The sequence below is a fragment of the Polaromonas sp. P4_H1 genome, assembly GCF_056400945.1.
In genome coordinates this window covers 12,824-29,000 of sequence record NZ_JBFUKG010000002.1, presented here as the reverse complement: position 1 = coordinate 29,000, position 16,177 = coordinate 12,824, and the positions used below count along the sequence as shown (strand labels likewise).

The 16,177-nt window shown below is 63.6% G+C and carries 9 protein-coding genes and 1 pseudogene; 3 read left to right on the top strand and 7 right to left on the bottom strand.

The features are described from left to right. The first annotated feature begins 8 nt into the window (after positions 1–8). Entirely contained in the window at positions 9–3,206 is a 3,198-nt protein-coding gene (locus AC1DS5_RS02965; RefSeq protein WP_477716769.1) for an error-prone DNA polymerase, read from the top strand. Between the two features lie 38 nt (positions 3,207–3,244). Here AC1DS5_RS02965 and AC1DS5_RS02960 read toward each other — a convergent pair whose 3' ends face one another. The 7 genes and pseudogenes from AC1DS5_RS02960 to argA form a co-directional block, all read right to left on the bottom strand. Next, on the bottom strand, positions 3,245–3,724 hold the full coding sequence (locus AC1DS5_RS02960) for a response regulator (protein WP_477716768.1): 480 nt from the start codon (positions 3,722–3,724) through the stop codon (positions 3,245–3,247). Further along, complete coding sequence (locus AC1DS5_RS02955; RefSeq protein ID WP_477716767.1) at positions 3,721–5,427, bottom strand: hybrid sensor histidine kinase/response regulator; 1,707 nt, start codon at positions 5,425–5,427, stop codon at positions 3,721–3,723. The genes AC1DS5_RS02960 and AC1DS5_RS02955 overlap by 4 nt, the downstream gene beginning before the upstream one ends. Before the next feature lie 385 nt (positions 5,428–5,812). Continuing rightward, the gene (locus tag AC1DS5_RS02950; RefSeq protein ID WP_477716766.1) at positions 5,813–7,171 is read right to left on the bottom strand and encodes an erythromycin esterase family protein; all 1,359 of its coding nucleotides are present in this window, start codon (positions 7,169–7,171) and stop codon (positions 5,813–5,815) included. Positions 7,172–7,203: 32 nt separating this feature from the next. Beyond that, entirely contained in the window at positions 7,204–7,797 is a 594-nt protein-coding gene (locus AC1DS5_RS02945; protein WP_477717217.1) for a phosphoribosyltransferase, read from the bottom strand. Between the two features lie 117 nt (positions 7,798–7,914). After that, positions 7,915–8,583: pseudogene (locus tag AC1DS5_RS02940) on the bottom strand (dienelactone hydrolase family protein); the annotation flags it as partial. 211 nt (positions 8,584–8,794) lie between these two features. Next, on the bottom strand, positions 8,795–9,043 hold the full coding sequence (locus AC1DS5_RS02935; protein WP_477716765.1) for a DUF1272 domain-containing protein: 249 nt from the start codon (positions 9,041–9,043) through the stop codon (positions 8,795–8,797). 99 nt (positions 9,044–9,142) lie between these two features. After that, positions 9,143–10,492 (bottom strand): amino-acid N-acetyltransferase, encoded by a 1,350-nt coding sequence (gene argA / locus AC1DS5_RS02930; protein WP_477716764.1) that lies wholly within the window; start codon positions 10,490–10,492, stop codon positions 9,143–9,145. Positions 10,493–10,709: 217 nt separating this feature from the next. On the opposite strand from argA, the gene AC1DS5_RS02925 reads away from it, so the two are divergent. Continuing rightward, positions 10,710–11,930, top strand: a complete 1,221-nt coding sequence (locus tag AC1DS5_RS02925) for a 7TM diverse intracellular signaling domain-containing protein (RefSeq protein WP_477716763.1) — start codon at positions 10,710–10,712, stop codon at positions 11,928–11,930. A gap of 141 nt (positions 11,931–12,071) precedes the next feature. Next, entirely contained in the window at positions 12,072–16,091 is a 4,020-nt protein-coding gene (gene hrpA, locus AC1DS5_RS02920) for an ATP-dependent RNA helicase HrpA (RefSeq protein WP_477716762.1), read from the top strand. Positions 16,092–16,177 lie beyond the last annotated feature (86 nt).

The following is a 16,177-nucleotide window of genomic DNA, read 5'->3' as shown; positions in this document are numbered from 1 at the left end:
AGGAACGCATGTCCGCCTACGTGCTGCCCGATTACGCCGAACTGCATGCGCTGAGCAATTTCAGCTTCCAGCGCGGCGCCTCGCATGCTCAGGAGCTGGCCGAGCGGGCTTTCAAGCTGGGCTACAAGGCGCTGGCCATCACTGACGAATGCTCGGTGGCCGGTGTCGTGAGGGCGCATGAAGTGACCCGGGAGCTCGGTCTGCAGTTGCTGCCGGGGGCCGAGTTTCTGGTGCAGACCGGCCATGCGTTCAGGCTGGTGGTGCTGCCCCACAACGCGGCAGGCTGGGGCAACCTGTGTGAATTCATCACCGAAGCGCGCCGTGCCGGTGACGAGGTGAAGAAGGGCAGCTACCGCGTTGCGATGGGTGAGACGGATTTTTCACGGCTGACCGATTGCGAAATCCTGCTGTCGCCTTTGCCCGACGCCATCGATGTGCAAGCGCTGGGCGCGCACGCTGCCTGGGCCAAAGGACTGTTCGGCCCGAATGCCTGGCTGGCCGTCGAACTGCTGCAAGGCCTGGACGACGCGCTGCGCCTGCAGCAACTGCAGGAGGTTGCGGAGCACACCGGCATACGCCTGGTGGCGGCCGGCAACGTGCTGATGCACAAGCGCTCGCGCAAGCCGCTGCACGACGTGATGACGGCCATCAAGCTGGGCAGGCCGGTGCATGAATGTGGCTTTGCGCTGCAGGCCAATGCCGAGGCGCACCTGCGCCCGCGCATGCGGCTGGCCGGCATTTACCCGGCCGCGCTGCTGCGTGCCACGCTGGAGGTGGCGGCGCGCTGCAGCTTCAATCTCGACGAGATCCGCAACCTGTACCGCTACCCCCGGGAAGACATGGTGCCGCCTGCCGAAACGCCCGCACGCTGGCTCAGGCGGCTGACCTGGCAGGGGGCCCACACACGCTATCCGCGCGGTATTCCCCGGAAAATCGGGGCGCAGCTTGCGTTTGAACTGGCGCTGATCGAAGAGCTTGAATACGAGATGTTCTTCATCACCGTGCATGACATCGTGCGCTTTGCGAATGAGCAGAAAATCCTGTGCCAGGGGCGCGGCTCGGCGGCCAATTCGGCGGTCTGCTACTGCCTGGGCGTCACGGCCGTCAACCCGGTTGAAAGCAATCTGCTGTTTGAGCGCTTCATCAGCCGCGAACGCAGCGAACCGCCTGACATCGATGTGGACTTTGAGCACGAGCGGCGCGAAGAGGTCATCCAGTACATCTACAAAAAGTACGGGCATGACCGCGCCGCCATTGCCGCCACCGTCATCCGCTATCGGCCGCGCAGCGCGATTCGCGATGTGGGAAAGGCGCTGGCGATGGCGCCCGGGTTGATAGACCAGTTCGCCAAAGAGCATTTCTGGTTTGACGGCAGCGAGGTGCTGGAAGAAAAAATCAGGCAAGCCGGCCTGGCGGGCCAGGCGGGGCCGGTGCTGCAGTGGCTGGATTTGTCGGCCCAGCTGATCGGCTTTCCGCGCCACCTCAGCCAGCACGTGGGCGGATTTGTCCTCACGCAGGGCAAGCTCACGCGGTTGGTGCCGGTGCAGCCCGCCTCGATGGAAGACCGCCGCATCATCCAGTGGGACAAAGACGACCTGGAGGCGATGGGTTTGCTCAAGGTCGATGTGCTGGCGCTGGGCATGCTGTCGGCCATCAGACGCTGCCTGAGCCTGGTCAATGAAACCCGGCAACGCGATGATCAGATGCACACCCTCCCGCTGGAAGACCCGCAAACCTACGACATGATCTGCGAAGCCGACACGGTGGGCGTGTTCCAGATCGAAAGCCGCGCGCAGATGTCCATGCTGCCGCGCCTGCAGCCGCGCAATTACTACGACCTGGTGGTGGAGGTCGCCATCGTCCGGCCGGGGCCCATCCAGGGCGGCATGGTGCACCCTTACCTGAAAAACCGCGAAATCCTCCGCAAGGGCGGCGATATCAAGCCTGAATACCCGGCGCTCAACCCGGCCCTGGAACGCACGCTGGGCATCCCGATCTTCCAGGAGCAGGTGATGCAGATCGCCATGATCGCTGCCGACTTCACGCCCGGTGAGGCCGACGACCTGCGCCGCTCCATGGCGGCCTGGAAGCGCAAGGGCGGGGTGGATCGCTTTCATGGCCGCCTGGTCAATGCCATGGTCAACAATGGCTACAGCGCCGAATTTTCAGAGCGCATCTTCAGCCAGATCCTGGGCTTCGGCGACTACGGCTTTCCCGAGAGCCACGCCGCCAGCTTTGCCAAGCTGGTCTACGTGAGCTGCTGGCTCAAGTGCCACGAGCCGGCCTGCTTCCTGGCGGCCATGGTCAATTCACAGCCCATGGGCTTTTATTCGCCCTCACAACTGGTGCAGGACGCCATCCGGCACGGCGTGGAAGTGCGCGCCGTGGATGTGATGCACAGCCACTGGGACTGCACGCTGGAGCCGGCGGCAGCGCATGTCATGCCCCGCCATCCCGGCATCCATGCAGGGCAGCCGGCGGTGCGCCTGGGCCTGCGCCTGGTGTCCGGCCTGCGCGAAGACGCTGCCATTCGTCTGGTGGAGGCGCGGGCGCAGGCGGCTTTCAGCTCAACCGAAGACCTGGTGTCGCGCGCCCGGCTCAATACGCTGGAAATCAACGCGCTGGCCGCTGCCGATGCCTTGCTGCCCTTGTCCGGCCACCGGCGCCAGCAGGTGTGGGACGCCTCGGCCATCAAACCGGCGCCGCGGCTGCTCAAGTCCGTGCCCACGCATGAAACACCGCTGGCGCTGCCCGACACGCCCGAGGGCGAAAACATCCTGTTCGACTACAAAGCCACGGGCCTCACGCTGCGGCGCCACCCGGTCGCGCTGCTGCGGGAACGGCTGGCGCGCCGGGGCCTGCTGAGCGCCAGCGAGCTCAATGCCTTGCCCGACGGCGAAGAGGTGGCCGGCTGCGGCATCGTCACCGTGCGCCAGCAGCCGCAAACGGCCAATGGCACCATCTTCGTCACGCTGGAAGACGAGACCGGCCCGGTCAACGTGATCGTGTGGAAATCATTGCGGGAGGCGCAACGCGCCGAGGTGCTGCATGCCCGCCTGCTGGCGGTGTATGGGGTGTGGCAGCGCAGTGAAGAAAGCGGCACCGCCAAAGGCTATGGCGCGGTGCGCAACCTGGTGGCGCACCGGCTGGAAGACCTCACGCCGCTGCTGGGGCGGCTGGGCACCTCCAGCCGCGACTTTCATTGAGCCGTCCGGCGTCCGGCCCCCCGCCAAGAACCAGGCGTTTACTTCCTTCGCGCTTCGTCGATCTCGACCGTGCCCTGGTGCACGGCGTGCTCCAGCAGCTTGCTGTAGTTGTCCAGTTTTTTATACAGCAGACGGACTTCCAGCATGTTGTGGATGCGCGTCTTGACTTCAACCAGGTCAAAGGGCTTGCTGATGAAGTCCTTGGCACCGGCTTCCAGGGCGCGCAGCTTGTGGCCCGGCTCCGCGGTCAGGACGATGACGGGCAGGTAGTCGTCGCTGGTGTTTTTCTTGAGCTCCTGCATCACCTGGAAGCCGTCCATGCCGGGCATCTTCAGGTCCAGCAGGATCAGGTCATAGCGGTGCTCCGCGTGCAGACCGGCCACCTCCAGCGGGTCCATGGTGGAGCGGACGCGGGTGTAGCCGGTGTTGCTCAGAAACTGCTCCAGCAGCTGCACATTGGCGGCCTGGTCGTCTACCACCAGGATGCTGGCGTTCAGGATGTCGAATTCGGTGTTCATGAGGTTTTCTCCGGCACGGGAGGGCGTGGGGACTTTGTTTTTGAAAACTTCAGCGCCAGGTCCAGGGTGTCCATGAATTCATTGATCTTGATGGGCTTGGTGAGGTAGCGGAAGAAGCCGGCCTCCATGCCCTTTGCAATGTCGCGGGGCATGGCATTGGCGCTGAGCGCCACCACCGGAATATGCGCCGTCAAGGGGTCCGCGCACAGAACCTGCACCGCCTTGATGCCGCTGATGCCCGGCAGGTTGATGTCCATCAGGATGATGTCGGGCTGCGAGGCCTTGGCCATCGCGATGCCGCTGATGCCGTCCCGGGCGGACAGCAGGCGTATGTCGGAGCGGCGCGCGATGAGGTCTTCCACCAGCATCAGGTTAGCCGGGTTGTCTTCCACATACAGCAGGGTGTGGGCGCGGGGATCCGTCGGCACCTGGCTTTGCAGGGCCGGCGCCAGGCTGGCCAGCTCCGGGTGAAGCTCACGTTCCTCGGTGAGGTCCATTTCGATCCAGAACACGCTGCCTTTTCCGACAATGCTTTCCACGCCGATGACGCCGCCCATCAGCTCGATCAGCCGCTTGGTCATCACGAGGCCGATGCCGGTGCCTTGTTCGGTATTGGCTTCCTGGCCCAGGCGGTTGAAGGGCTGGAAGAGCTGGGCAATTTTGGCCGGGTTCAGGCCTTCGCCGGTGTCTTCCACGCAGATGCGTATGCGCTGGGGCGAAACGTTCACGCATTTGAGCGCCACCGTTCCGCCGCTGGTGTTGTACTTGATCGCGTTGGACAGTAAATTGATCAGCACCTGCTTGAGCCGTGTACGGTCGGCGCTGACGAAGCAGGGCAGGGAAAATTGCGGAAAAGTCACGCGGATGCCGCGCTTGGCGGCCTGCGATTCGACCATGGTTTCACATTCGAGCATGACTTCCGCCAGCGACACCGGCTCCAGCGACAGCGACAGCCTGCCGGACTCGATCAGCGCCAGGTCCAGGATTTCGTTGATCAGCTCCAGCAGGTACCAGCCGGCCTGGAGGATCTGGTCCACGCTGCGCTTTTGCGACGGCGTGGGCTGCGGCATGCCGGACTCGATCAGCTGCGCAAAGCCGAGGATGGCGCTGAGCGGCGTGCGCAGCTCATGGCTCATGCTGGACAGAAAATCCGATTTGGCGAGGTTGGCCTTCTCGGCCACCGCCATCGCTTCTTTCAAGGCCACTTCGACCTGCTTGCGCACTGAGTTGTCGGTGCCGATCAGCAGGTAGCCGATGATGGTGCCGAAATCGTCACGCAGGGCTGTGATCGACACAATGGCCGGAAAGCGGCTGCCGTCCTTGCAGATGTAGGTCAGCTCGTAAATGTCCTCAATGCCGCGTGAGGCCTTGAAGGCCAGCGCCTCGAAGCCCGGCGTGATGGTGGTGGCGAGCTCCACGCTCAGCGCCTGGGCCCGCGCCATCACTTCCTGCGGGTCGTGGATGTCGCTGGGGTTGATCTTGTTGACGACTTCGGCCGCCATATAGCCCAGCATGCGCTCGGCGCCGACGTTGAAAAGCTGGATGATGCCTTTCTCGTCGGTCGCGATGATGGAGAAATTTTCGCTGGTCAGAATGGCGGTCTGCAGTGCGCCGGTTTTCAGCAGGGCTTCCTGGCGCTTGACTTCAATGCCGTCGGCTTTGGCAATGGCGTCAAGAACGCTCAGACTTGAAATGGGTGACATGGGCCATGTTTCTGTAAAAGTAACGACGATCCTGCGAAGTGCCGACTGTGGGGCGGCGCGTCCAGGATCCTGGCCGGGGAGGGTGAGAAGTCTTTTAAAGACTCCGGAAGTTTTACAGATGCGCTGTGAAAAGTCCGTGCGCCAGCGCACATACCAAGCCCCGAAGATACCACGGGCGAACGAAATGAGGCCCCCGTAAGGAGCGGTGCGGTTTTTATGGGCCGGCGCGCAACCTGGTGGCGCGCCGGCTGGAAGACCTAAAAAGCCTGACAGGCGGCTATTGAGATGCGGTTGATGGCCACACCCCGATTCTCGACAATCCGGGGCAGATGAAGGAACTGATACCTGGTTGATCCCTGGCGAACGCCGGGATTGAACGCCGGCATTAGATACCGGAGGGGAAGGTTTCTGGCGCCTCACCGGTGTTCCAGACCGGGCCTTTGTCCAGGGGCTCCAGCGCACCGGTCTCGTCCAGGTGGATCACCGCATCAAACTGGCTGGCCAGGTGGGTGTGAAAGTAGTGGCTGTGGCGTTCCGTTTCCGGCCGGTAGATCACGCCGATGGCCCGCTGCAGCCGCAGCGGCGCCAGCAGGGGGCGCAGAGCCGCGTTGTCACGCAGCGCCAGCATGAAGCGGGCCGAGCCCGTCTGGTGAAACATGTCCTCCCAGCTGCCGGGCAGACCCGGACGCACCCGCTTGCGGTGTGCGGCTTCACCCCAATCCGATGCGGCCGTGACCCAGCCATGATGGGTGCTGAAGCCCACCAGTACGGCGTCGCCCGCGTAGCGGTCGCGCATGAGTTGGCCCACATTCCATTCGCCCCGCTCGCCCTTCTGGGTGGCCGAGGCATCACCCAGGTGAGAGTTGTGCGCCCACACCGCGATACGCGGCGGCGGGCCATTGGCGCTCAGGTGGCGGTCCAGCGCCTGGAGGGTCTCCACCATGTGGCTGTCGCGCAGATTCCACGAGGAGACACGCCCGTGAAACATGGTACGGTAATACTCTTCGGCGTTGTGCACCAGGCGTGCGTTCTGCTGGGCATGGAAAGCCTCGTCCCACTCCAGGCCGTTAACCGGCGAAAACTCACTGGCGCGGCGGTTCATGTCGCGCAGCTGCTGCACCGCCTCGTCCTCGCAGCTCGCTCCCAGGCCAAAGGCGGCGGCGTAGCCGTAGGCCTGGCTGTCTTCCGCCGCGTGGTCGAAGCAGGCATAGCGGTAGCGGGCGCGGCGCGCGGCTTGCGGATCGGTTCTGTCAAGATAGGCGAGCACTGCCTGGATGGAGCTGAACAGGCTGTAGAGGTCCAGCCCGTAAAAGCCGGCCTGCTGTCTGGGGTCTCGTCCGCTGTTGTGATCGCGCAGCCATTCGACGAAATCGACCACCACCGTGTTGCGCCACATCCAGGCTGGAAACCGCTGGAAGCCCGACAGCGCGGCAACCGCGTCCGTATCGTCCGACACGCCGCGCACATAGCGGTTAACACGCAAGGCGTCGGGCCAGTCGCCTTCGATGACCACGGCGTTAAATCCTTTTTCGGTGATCAAGCGTTTGGTGATTTCGGCCCGTTCGCGGTAAAACTCCTGCGTGCCGTGAGAGGCCTCGCCGAGGAGCGCGAAGCGGGCCTGCCCGATCAGCTGCATCAAGGGGTCATGGGCGCGGTCATGGTCTGCCAGCGGCAGAAGGTGCCCGCGCAGCCCTTCGAGCACCGCAGTGTCGCTGAGGCCGTGCCGGGTCTGGTGCTGGTTCATGGCAGATCCCCTGGCTTCTGGTGCTGCGGGCATCAATGGCTGGAATACGAGCTGACGATCGGGTTGCCCGTACGTTGTTCCCGTCGGGCCACTTTCAGCAGCAGACTGACTTGTTCGTCAGTGGCCTGGGGGAATGCCTCGTAGTGCAGCCCGACTGCACGAAACGGCTCGGGTTGGGCCGGGCAGATCACCTCGTCGGCGTGTCTGCGCAGCATGGCGCAGGTGTCGCGCGCGCCCACGGGCACGGCCACCACCACCCGCAGGGGATGCCGTTGCCGAATGGCCTGCACCGCTGCCTGCATGCTCATGCCCGTGGCCAGGCCGTCATCCACCACGATAACCGTGCGGCCCTCAAGCGGCAGGGCTGGCTGTTGCTGGCGGTAGAGCTGTTCGCGCCGCACCAGTTCGTCCTGTTCACGTTCGAGGGTCTCGGTAATCTCCTCCGGCCTGATCTGCATGCCGGACAGGGAGCTCAGCACCTGTACGCCACCGCTGGCAATGGCGCCCATAGCGTATTCCTCCTGGCCGGGATAGCCAAGCTTGCGCACGACAAGGATGTCCAGCGGCGCGTGCAGTTTGTGGGCCACCTCGTAGCCTACGGCAACGCCGCCACGCGGCAGGGCCACGACGACGAGGCCGTCGCGCCCACGGTAATGCGCCAGTTTGCCGGCCAGCACCCGGCCCGCATGCCGCCGGTCACGATAAGGCAGGTGTACGTCCGCCGTGCCATGCGCCAGGGCCCGGCCCAGGTGAAGGCTGAACCAGGAGGTAGCCAGTTCTGCGACTTCCTCCAAGGCTCCGGCTTCTTCAAACAGATGGGTGGCGTCGGGCACGATGACGAGGTTTTTCTCGCCTTGCAGGTAGGGGTAGGCAGCCTGGTTGAGCTCAATCACCTGGGGGTCGGCCCCGCCGACGATCATCAGCGTAGGCGCCCTGACGGCCGCCAATGCCGCCGGCCCGGCCAGATCGGGGCGTCCGCCGCGGGAAACGACGGCCGCAACACGGTCTCCCAGCCGGGCAGCCGCAATGAGTGCGGCCGCGCTGCCCGTACTGGCGCCAAAGTAGCCAATGGCGGCATGTTGCAGCTCGGGCTGGGTGGTGGCCCAAAGGGTCGCGTCCTGCATCCGCCGGGTCAGCAAGGGAATGTTGAAGCGGTGATGGCGCGTCTGCACCTCTTCCTGCTCCTCCTGCGCCGTCAGCAGGTCAAACAGCAGGGTGGCAATGCCCGCGTCCTGCAGGTGCCGGGCCACCTGCCGGTTGCGTGCGCTGTGGCGTCCGCTGCCGCTGCCGTGGGCGAACAGCACGAGGCCTTCGAAGCCGGACGGCAGTGCCAGATCACCGTAGAGCCAAGTGTTCTCCCCTACGGGAATGCGGACTTCCCGAACGACAACGCGGCTGTCACGGTCAGGCATTTTGTTTACCTCGTGAAAATCAGTTCCAACCTCAAATTCTTTTTCGATTGCGACCGTTAGTCGCGACAAGGAATGCTGTTTTTAATGTAGGACAAGCTGCGGTACTTGCGGGCGCGAAACGGCGCGCACTGTGTGGCGGTATTTGTGTTGGATCAACGGTGGCGTGAAAAATTCCAAAAAAAGCCCGGCAACCCGGGCACCACCGTCGAAATCAGGAGGCCATGCCGCAGCCTGATGGCTTGAAGATACGTTCCTTCGAGGCGGGATATTTGGCCAGCATGTCCGCCGGACGCCGCGGCCGCACGGCAAACTCGCCGCCGCAGTTCGGGCAAACCCCCTTGAGCCGGGTGCTGACGCAATCGGCGCAAAACGTGCATTCAAACGTGCAGATGCGTGCGTCGGTGGAGTCGGCAGGCAGATCCTTGTTGCAGCATTCGCAGTTGGGGCGAAGTTGAAGCATGGTGTTTCCCCGGTTTGATGGTTAGGTATCTGGCTATCGCCGGCCCGCATCGCCGCATCGGCTCCTTGCGTCATCCCCGCCGCAAAGTCATGACCGCACTCAGGCCAGCTTTTTCACCAGCACCTGGCTTTTCCGGTCCCAGTTGTACTTGCGCTTGCGCGCTTCGGGTAGCCAGTCCGGGTCGACCTGCACAAAGCCGCGTTTGATGAACCAGTGCATGGTGCGGGTGGTCAGCACAAAAATGCTTTGCAGGCCGGCGGCGCGGGCGCGCTGCTCGATGCGTTTGAGGATTTTTTCGCCGTCACCCTGGCCCTGGCTTTGCGGTGACACCGTCAGGGCGGCCATCTCGGCGGTTTTGGCTTCGGGGTAGGGGTAGAGCGCGGCGCAGGCAAAGATCACGCCGTCGTGTTCGATGATGGTGTACAGGTCGGCATCACGCTCGATTTCCGTTCGGCCGCGCTTGACCAGGGTACCGTCCTTTTCAAACGGCTCGATCAGCTGCAGGATGCCGCCCACATCGTCGGCGGTGGCTTCGCGCAGGGACTCCAGCTTTTCATCGACCACCATGGTGCCTATGCCGTCGTGCACATAAATTTCGAGCAGCAAGGAGCCGTCCACGGCAAAGGGCAGGATGTGGCTGCGCTCCACGCCCGCCTTGCAGGCCTTGACGCAATGCTGCAGGTAAAACGCCGTGTCGGTCGGGCGTTCGCCGTTGGGCAGGGTGGCCAGCAGCTTTTCGGCTGCAGCCAGGGGCAACTCGGTGTCTATCGGGTTGTCCTCACTTTCAGGCTGGTCGTGGTGGATACGGATGCCCGGGATTTCGGTCAGGAAAATCAGTTTGTCGGCCTGCATGGCAGCGGCTACCGAGGTGGCGACTTCTTCCATGGTCAGGTTGAAGGCTTCCCCCGTCGGGGAGAAGCCGAACGGCGACAGCAGTACCATGGCCCCGAAATCGAGCGTGCGGGAGATGCCCGCCACATCCACCTTGCGCACCATGCCGGAATGTTTGAAATCCACCCCGTCCAGGATGCCCACCGGTCGCGCGGTGAGGAAGTTGCCCGAAATCACGCGCACGGTGGAGCCCGCCATGGGTGTATTGGGCAAGCCCTGGCTGAAGGCGGCCTCGATTTCATAGCGCAACTGGCCGGCGGCTTCCTGGGCGCAGTCCAGCGCCACTTCGTCGGTAATGCGCATGCCGTGGGAATACCTGGCTGCGTGCCCTTTGGCCCTGAGCTGCTCGTTAACCTGGGGGCGAAAGCCGTGCACCAGCACGATCTTGACGCCCATGCTCTGGATCAGGGCCAGGTCCTGCGCGATGTGCGGCAGCTTGCCGGCGGCAATCGCCTCGCCCGCAATGCCCACGACAAAGGTCTTGCCGCGGTGTGTGTGGATGTAGGGCGCCACCGAGCGGAACCAGGGGACAAAGGTGAAATTGAAAACGGTGGACATGGCGCGCTTTCGGGGTCAGGAGAAAATGGGGCAAAAGCAAATCGGGCAAAATGCAGGCGGGCAGGAAGCGTGACTCGTCACCCCCTGGCGCTCCCTGGCGCTGTTTGCCCGCAAAACGAAAAAGTGCAATGAGTGTAAGGGAGGTAGCCGGGGAGCCAAGGCGGGTCGGGATAATCCCGTCTACCTGCAAGTTTTCTTTCAGGTATCGTTCACGTTCATGGAACAATTCGCCATCGGGTTTTGGGGCTGCTATTTCGGGGCGACAGGTTTGATGCTGGCCGGCTCGGTCTTTGCCTTCATCCGTTCCCTGCGACGAATCTCGTTCAATGCCGCGCTCGCGGCCATCGCGTCGGCCCTGTTTGTGGTGGCCTTTCTGGGCGGGCTTCCGATGGAGAGCGCCGACTCCCTGGCCCGGCTTCTTGCGCATGTTGCCAGCGTGGTGTCTGCGCTGCTGGCCTATCTGCTGTTTTCCTTCCTGGGTATCCTGCGGCAGCCCGAGGCTCGGTGGTACACCATCAAGGCTTTGCTTTTACTGGCGGTCGCGGTCATCGTGATCGGCTGGCTGCTGCCGCCCCAACAGGCGCTGGCCTTGAGCCTCGCCATGGCTTACCTGCTCGGGGTGACCGCGTTGGTCCTCAGCATCCGCAGCGCGCTGCGCGGCGACCGGCTCGCATGGGTGGCGGTATCGGGAGTCTCCTTTATGCTGGTGGCCATTGTCGGGCTGGGCTGGATTGCGCTGTATCGCGCCCATGCACCCTGGCAGGTCCATGCCGTGAGCGCTCTCGCCGGAACGGCTTACCTGGCCACCATGGCGTCGGTGCTGTGGATGCGTTATTCCTACCTCATCGAACTCAACCAGGTGATGGCGCATGGGCCCAGCTATGACCCGGTCACCCGCATGCGCTCGCACAGCGAGACGGGAAACATGGTGGGCGCGGCCTTCAAGCTCTACCGCGACGAGCCCGTGCCGCTGGGCGTGATTGTGGTGTCCATCGCCAACCTGTATGTGCTGGAAAAGCTCTACGGACTGGCGGCGATGAACCACGCGCTGTTTGTGTGCGCCGGCCGCCTGCGGCGCACCGTGCCGGCCCATGTAGAGATGGGCAGGCTGGGCAGGGACGGTTTCCTGCTCCTGGTGCGCAATTGCACGGACAGCGGCCGGCTGATTCACCTGGCGCACACGGTTCAGGCGCGTTTGTCCCGGTCCGTGGTGCTCAACACCAGTCCGGACGCCGGGCTGCCGGGCCAGCAGCAAACGGTGTGGGCGGCGGAGATCGGGTTGGGGGTGCAGCGGGTGTCCAAGACCGATGCGCGTGCAGCTACCGCGGTGGCCATGGGCCGGGGCATGTCGCGCACGGCCTGGAGCTACCCGAGCCGGATCGCCTGGTATGACGAGAAAAGCGGAGAAATTGTCGACATGCCCGTTCTCGCGGCCTGACAGCGCGCATCGCCGGCCTGCTACCCACCGCCCGCCGCCCCACAGCGCCTGACGCACCGAAAAGCGCTTGCACGCCAGCGCTGGCAAGAACACCGATTTGAAGAACACCGATAATTGGCAGCTTTGATTGCTGGTTCTTTCTTGTCGCTTTCCTTGCCTTCTTCCCTGCCGCCCCTGGCCATCACCTTTCCTGAGTCGCTGCCGGTCTCCGGCAAGCGCGACGACATCACCGCTGCGCTCAACGCGCACCAGGTCATCATTGTGTGTGGTGAAACCGGCTCGGGCAAAACCACCCAGTTGCCCAAGATTGCGCTGGCCATGGGACGTGGCAAGCTCAACTACCCGGCGGGCCAGGGCAAGCTGATCGGCCACACCCAGCCGCGCCGCATTGCGGCCTCCAGCGTGGCCAAGCGGATTGCCGAAGAGCTGAAAACGCCGCTGGGCGAGGTGGTGGGCTACAAGGTGCGCTTTCAGGATCGGCTGAGCCGTGATGCGTCCGTCAAGCTCATGACCGACGGCATCTTGCTGGCCGAGACGCAGACCGACCCGCTGCTTCGGGCTTACGACACCCTCATCATCGACGAGGCGCACGAACGCAGCCTGAACATTGATTTTTTGCTGGGCTATTTGCGCCAATTGCTGCCGCGCCGGCCCGACCTGAAAGTGGTCATCACCTCGGCCACCATTGATGCGCAGCGCTTTGCGGATTATTTTGCGTCGGCCAAAGGGCCAGCGCCGGTGATCATGGTGTCCGGGCGGATGTTTCCCGTCGAGCAGCGCTACCGGCCCTTTGAGGAAGCCCGCGACTACGACCTCAACGACGCGATCGCCGACGGCGTTGATGAACTCTGGCAAAACCCGCACAGTGCGGGCGACATCCTGGTGTTTCTGCCCGGTGAGCGTGAGATCCGCGAAGCCGCCGACCATTTGCGCAAGCACCTGGCCCACCAGCCGCTGACCCGCAACGCCGAAGTGCTGCCGTTGTTTGCGCGCCTGAGCCAGGCCGAGCAGGACCGAATTTTTGACGGGCACACCGGCCGGCGCATTGTGCTGGCCACCAACGTGGCCGAAACCTCGCTCACGGTGCCAGGCATCCGCTATGTCATCGACGCCGGTACCGCACGCGTCAAGCGCTACAGTTTCAGGAGCAAGGTGGAGCAGCTCATGGTGGAGCCGGTGTCGCAGGCGGCGGCCAACCAGCGTGCCGGGCGCTGCGGACGCGTGGCCGACGGCATTTGCATACGCCTCTATGACGAGCAGGACTTCCTGGGGCGGTCCCGCTTTACCGACCCTGAAATCCTGCGCAGCTCACTGGCGGCGGTGATTCTGCGCATGAAGGCCCTGCACCTGGGCGCGGTGGAGGACTTTGCCTTCATCGAGCCGCCGCAGCGCCGCGCGATAGCCGACGGCTACCAGCTGCTCGCCGAGCTGGGCGCCGTGGACGATGACAACGAACTGACCCCGGTGGGCCGCACGCTGGCCAAGCTGCCGCTGGACCCGCGCGTGGGCCGAATGATCCTCGAGGCGAAGGACCGGCAGGCGCTGGACGAGGTGCTGGTGATCGCCAGCGCCCTGAGCGTGCAGGATGTGCGCGACCGGCCCATGGACAGGCAGGCGCAGGCGGACCAGGCGCATGCCAAGTTTGACGACGAGAAAAGCGAATTCAGCGGTTATTTGAAGCTGTGGAAATGGCTGGCTGACTCACGTGGCGGGAAGCCCCTACCCCTAACTCAACCCTCCCTCAGGGGGGGAGGGAGCCATTCACCATCTTTATTCCCTCTTCCCTTGGGAGAGGGCAGGGGTGAGGGCTCCCCGGCCCACAAAATTTCCAACCGCCAGTACGAAAGCCTGCTGCGCGAGAACTTCATCAACATCCGCCGCGTGCGCGAGTGGCGCGACATTCATTCGCAACTGCACAGCGTGGTGGGCGAGCAGGGCTGGCACCTGAACGACCGGCCCGCCAGCTACGAGCAGCTGCATTTGTCCATGCTCTGCGGCCTGCTGGGCAACATTGGTTGCAAGAGCGACGAGGACGACTGGTACTTGGGCGCACGCGGCATCCGGTTTTACCGGCACCCGGGCGCCAAACTCAGTAAAAAACCGGGGCGCTGGATTGTGGCTGCCGAATTGGTGGAAACGACCCGGCTGTTTGGCCGCGGCATCGCCAACATCGAGCCGCAGTGGATAGAGCAGGTGGCCGGCCATCTCCTGAAGAAGCAGTTGCTGGACCCGCACTGGGAGAAGAAGGCCGCGCAGGTCACGGCGCTGGAGCGTGCCACGCTTTACGGGCTGGTGGTTTACAACGGCAGGCGCGTCAACTTTGGTCGGGTTGACCCGGTGTCGGCGCGTGAGATTTTCATTCGCGAAGCGCTGGTAGCCGGCAACTGGGACACGAAATTGCCGTTCCTGGCGGCCAACCTCAAGCTGATCCAGCAAGTGCAGGACCTCGAGCACAAGGCGCGCCGGCAGGACGTGCTGGTGGACGAAGAGCTGATTTACGCCTTTTACGACCAGCAGCTGCCTGCCGACGTGTGCAGCGGGGCCAGTTGTGAGAGCTGGTACCGGGACGAGGTCAAAAAGCAGCCGAAACTGTTGCTGCTCACGCGGGAGGAGTTGATGCGCCACGAGGCGGCGGGCATCACCACCCAGGCCTTCCCCAAGACCTTGCGCCTGGGCGGCGTGGACTGCATGGCGACCTATCTGCACGAGCCGGGCGACGCCAAAGACGGCGTGACGGTGGATGTGCCGTTGTTTGCGCTCAACCAGGTCAATGAAGAGCGCTGCGAGTGGCTGGTGCCCGGCATGCTCAAGGACAAGGTGCAGGCGCTCATCAAGACCCTGCACCAGCGCCCGCGCTCACGTTTGGTGCCGCTGCCCGAAACTGCTGCGCGCATGGCCGAGCAGCTGCTGCAGCCCCAGGTGTTTGGCGGTGGCTCGCTCACGGACGCGGTGCTCAAGCTGGTGCGCGATGCGACCTCGCTCGATGTCAAACGCGCAGACATGAAGCTGGACATGCTGCCTGCCCACCTGTTCATGAATTTCCGTGTGGTTGACGAACATGGCCGGCAGCTGGGCACGGGGCGCAACCTGGGTGCGCTCAAAGGCGAGCTGGGCTCCCAGGCGCGTGGTGCGTTTCAGGCGCTGGCAGGGCTGAAAAACCTGACGGTGCTGGTTGAGCCGAACCCAGCTGGAAATACCGGTTTCACCCCGAATTCAGTATCAAACAGGCCTCAAACCAAAGCAGGACAGGCGCAAGCAGTTCTTGAAGAGACAGCACCTAAAGCGCCTGATCGCTACACCAGCTGGAGTTTTGGCGAGCTGCCGGAACTCATGGAAATCCGCAAGGGAAGCCAGACATTGATCGGTTTTCCGGCCCTCATCGACCTTGGGGATGCCGTGACCATCGAGGTGTTTGACGAGCCCGACGCGGCCACGGTCAAACACCGTGCCGGCTTGCGGCGCCTGTTCTCGCTGCAGATCAAGGACGCGCTCAAGTACCTCGAAAAAAATCTGCCTGATTTGCAGAAAATGGCCACGGCCTACATGCTGGTCGGGCGTGCCGCCGACAATTCCGGCGGCGGGACGCTGGAGGAGCTGCGTGCGCAAATCATCGAGGTGGCGCTGGACCGGGCGTTTCTGCTCGATCCCTTGCCGACGGGCGAGGCTGATTTCAAGCGACGGGTGGACGACGGGCGAGGGCGCCTGACCTTGATCGCCAGCGAAGTGGCACGGCTGGCTGCCGGCATTCTGGCCGAATACGCGGTGGCCCAGCGCAAGATCAAGGACACCAAAAATGCGGCGGAAGCTGTGGCAGACGCCAGCCAGCAGCTGCAGCGCCTGGTGCCCAAACGCTTTTTGACCATCACGCCCTACCCGCAGCTACAGCACTTTTCCCGCTACCTCAAAGCGATCACGCTACGCCTGGAGAAATGGCGAGCCGACCCGGCCCGTGACGCGGTGCGGCTGGCCGAGCTGCGTCCGCAGGAGCAGCGCTACTGGCGCCTGGTGGCCGAACGCAAAGGCGCGACCGATGCACGCATGCAGGAGTTTCGCTGGCTGCTGGAGGAGTTGCGCGTGAGCTTCTTCGCACAGGAGCTGCGCACGCCACAGCCGGTGAGCGTGAAACGGCTGGAAAAAGCCTGGCAGCAACTGAATAGTTGATGTCAGCTTTTAGGATGGCTAACAAGTGCCGAAGGCTTGTGATGCCGTAACTACAAAGCCTGGACGCAGATCAACAGTTAAAGCCA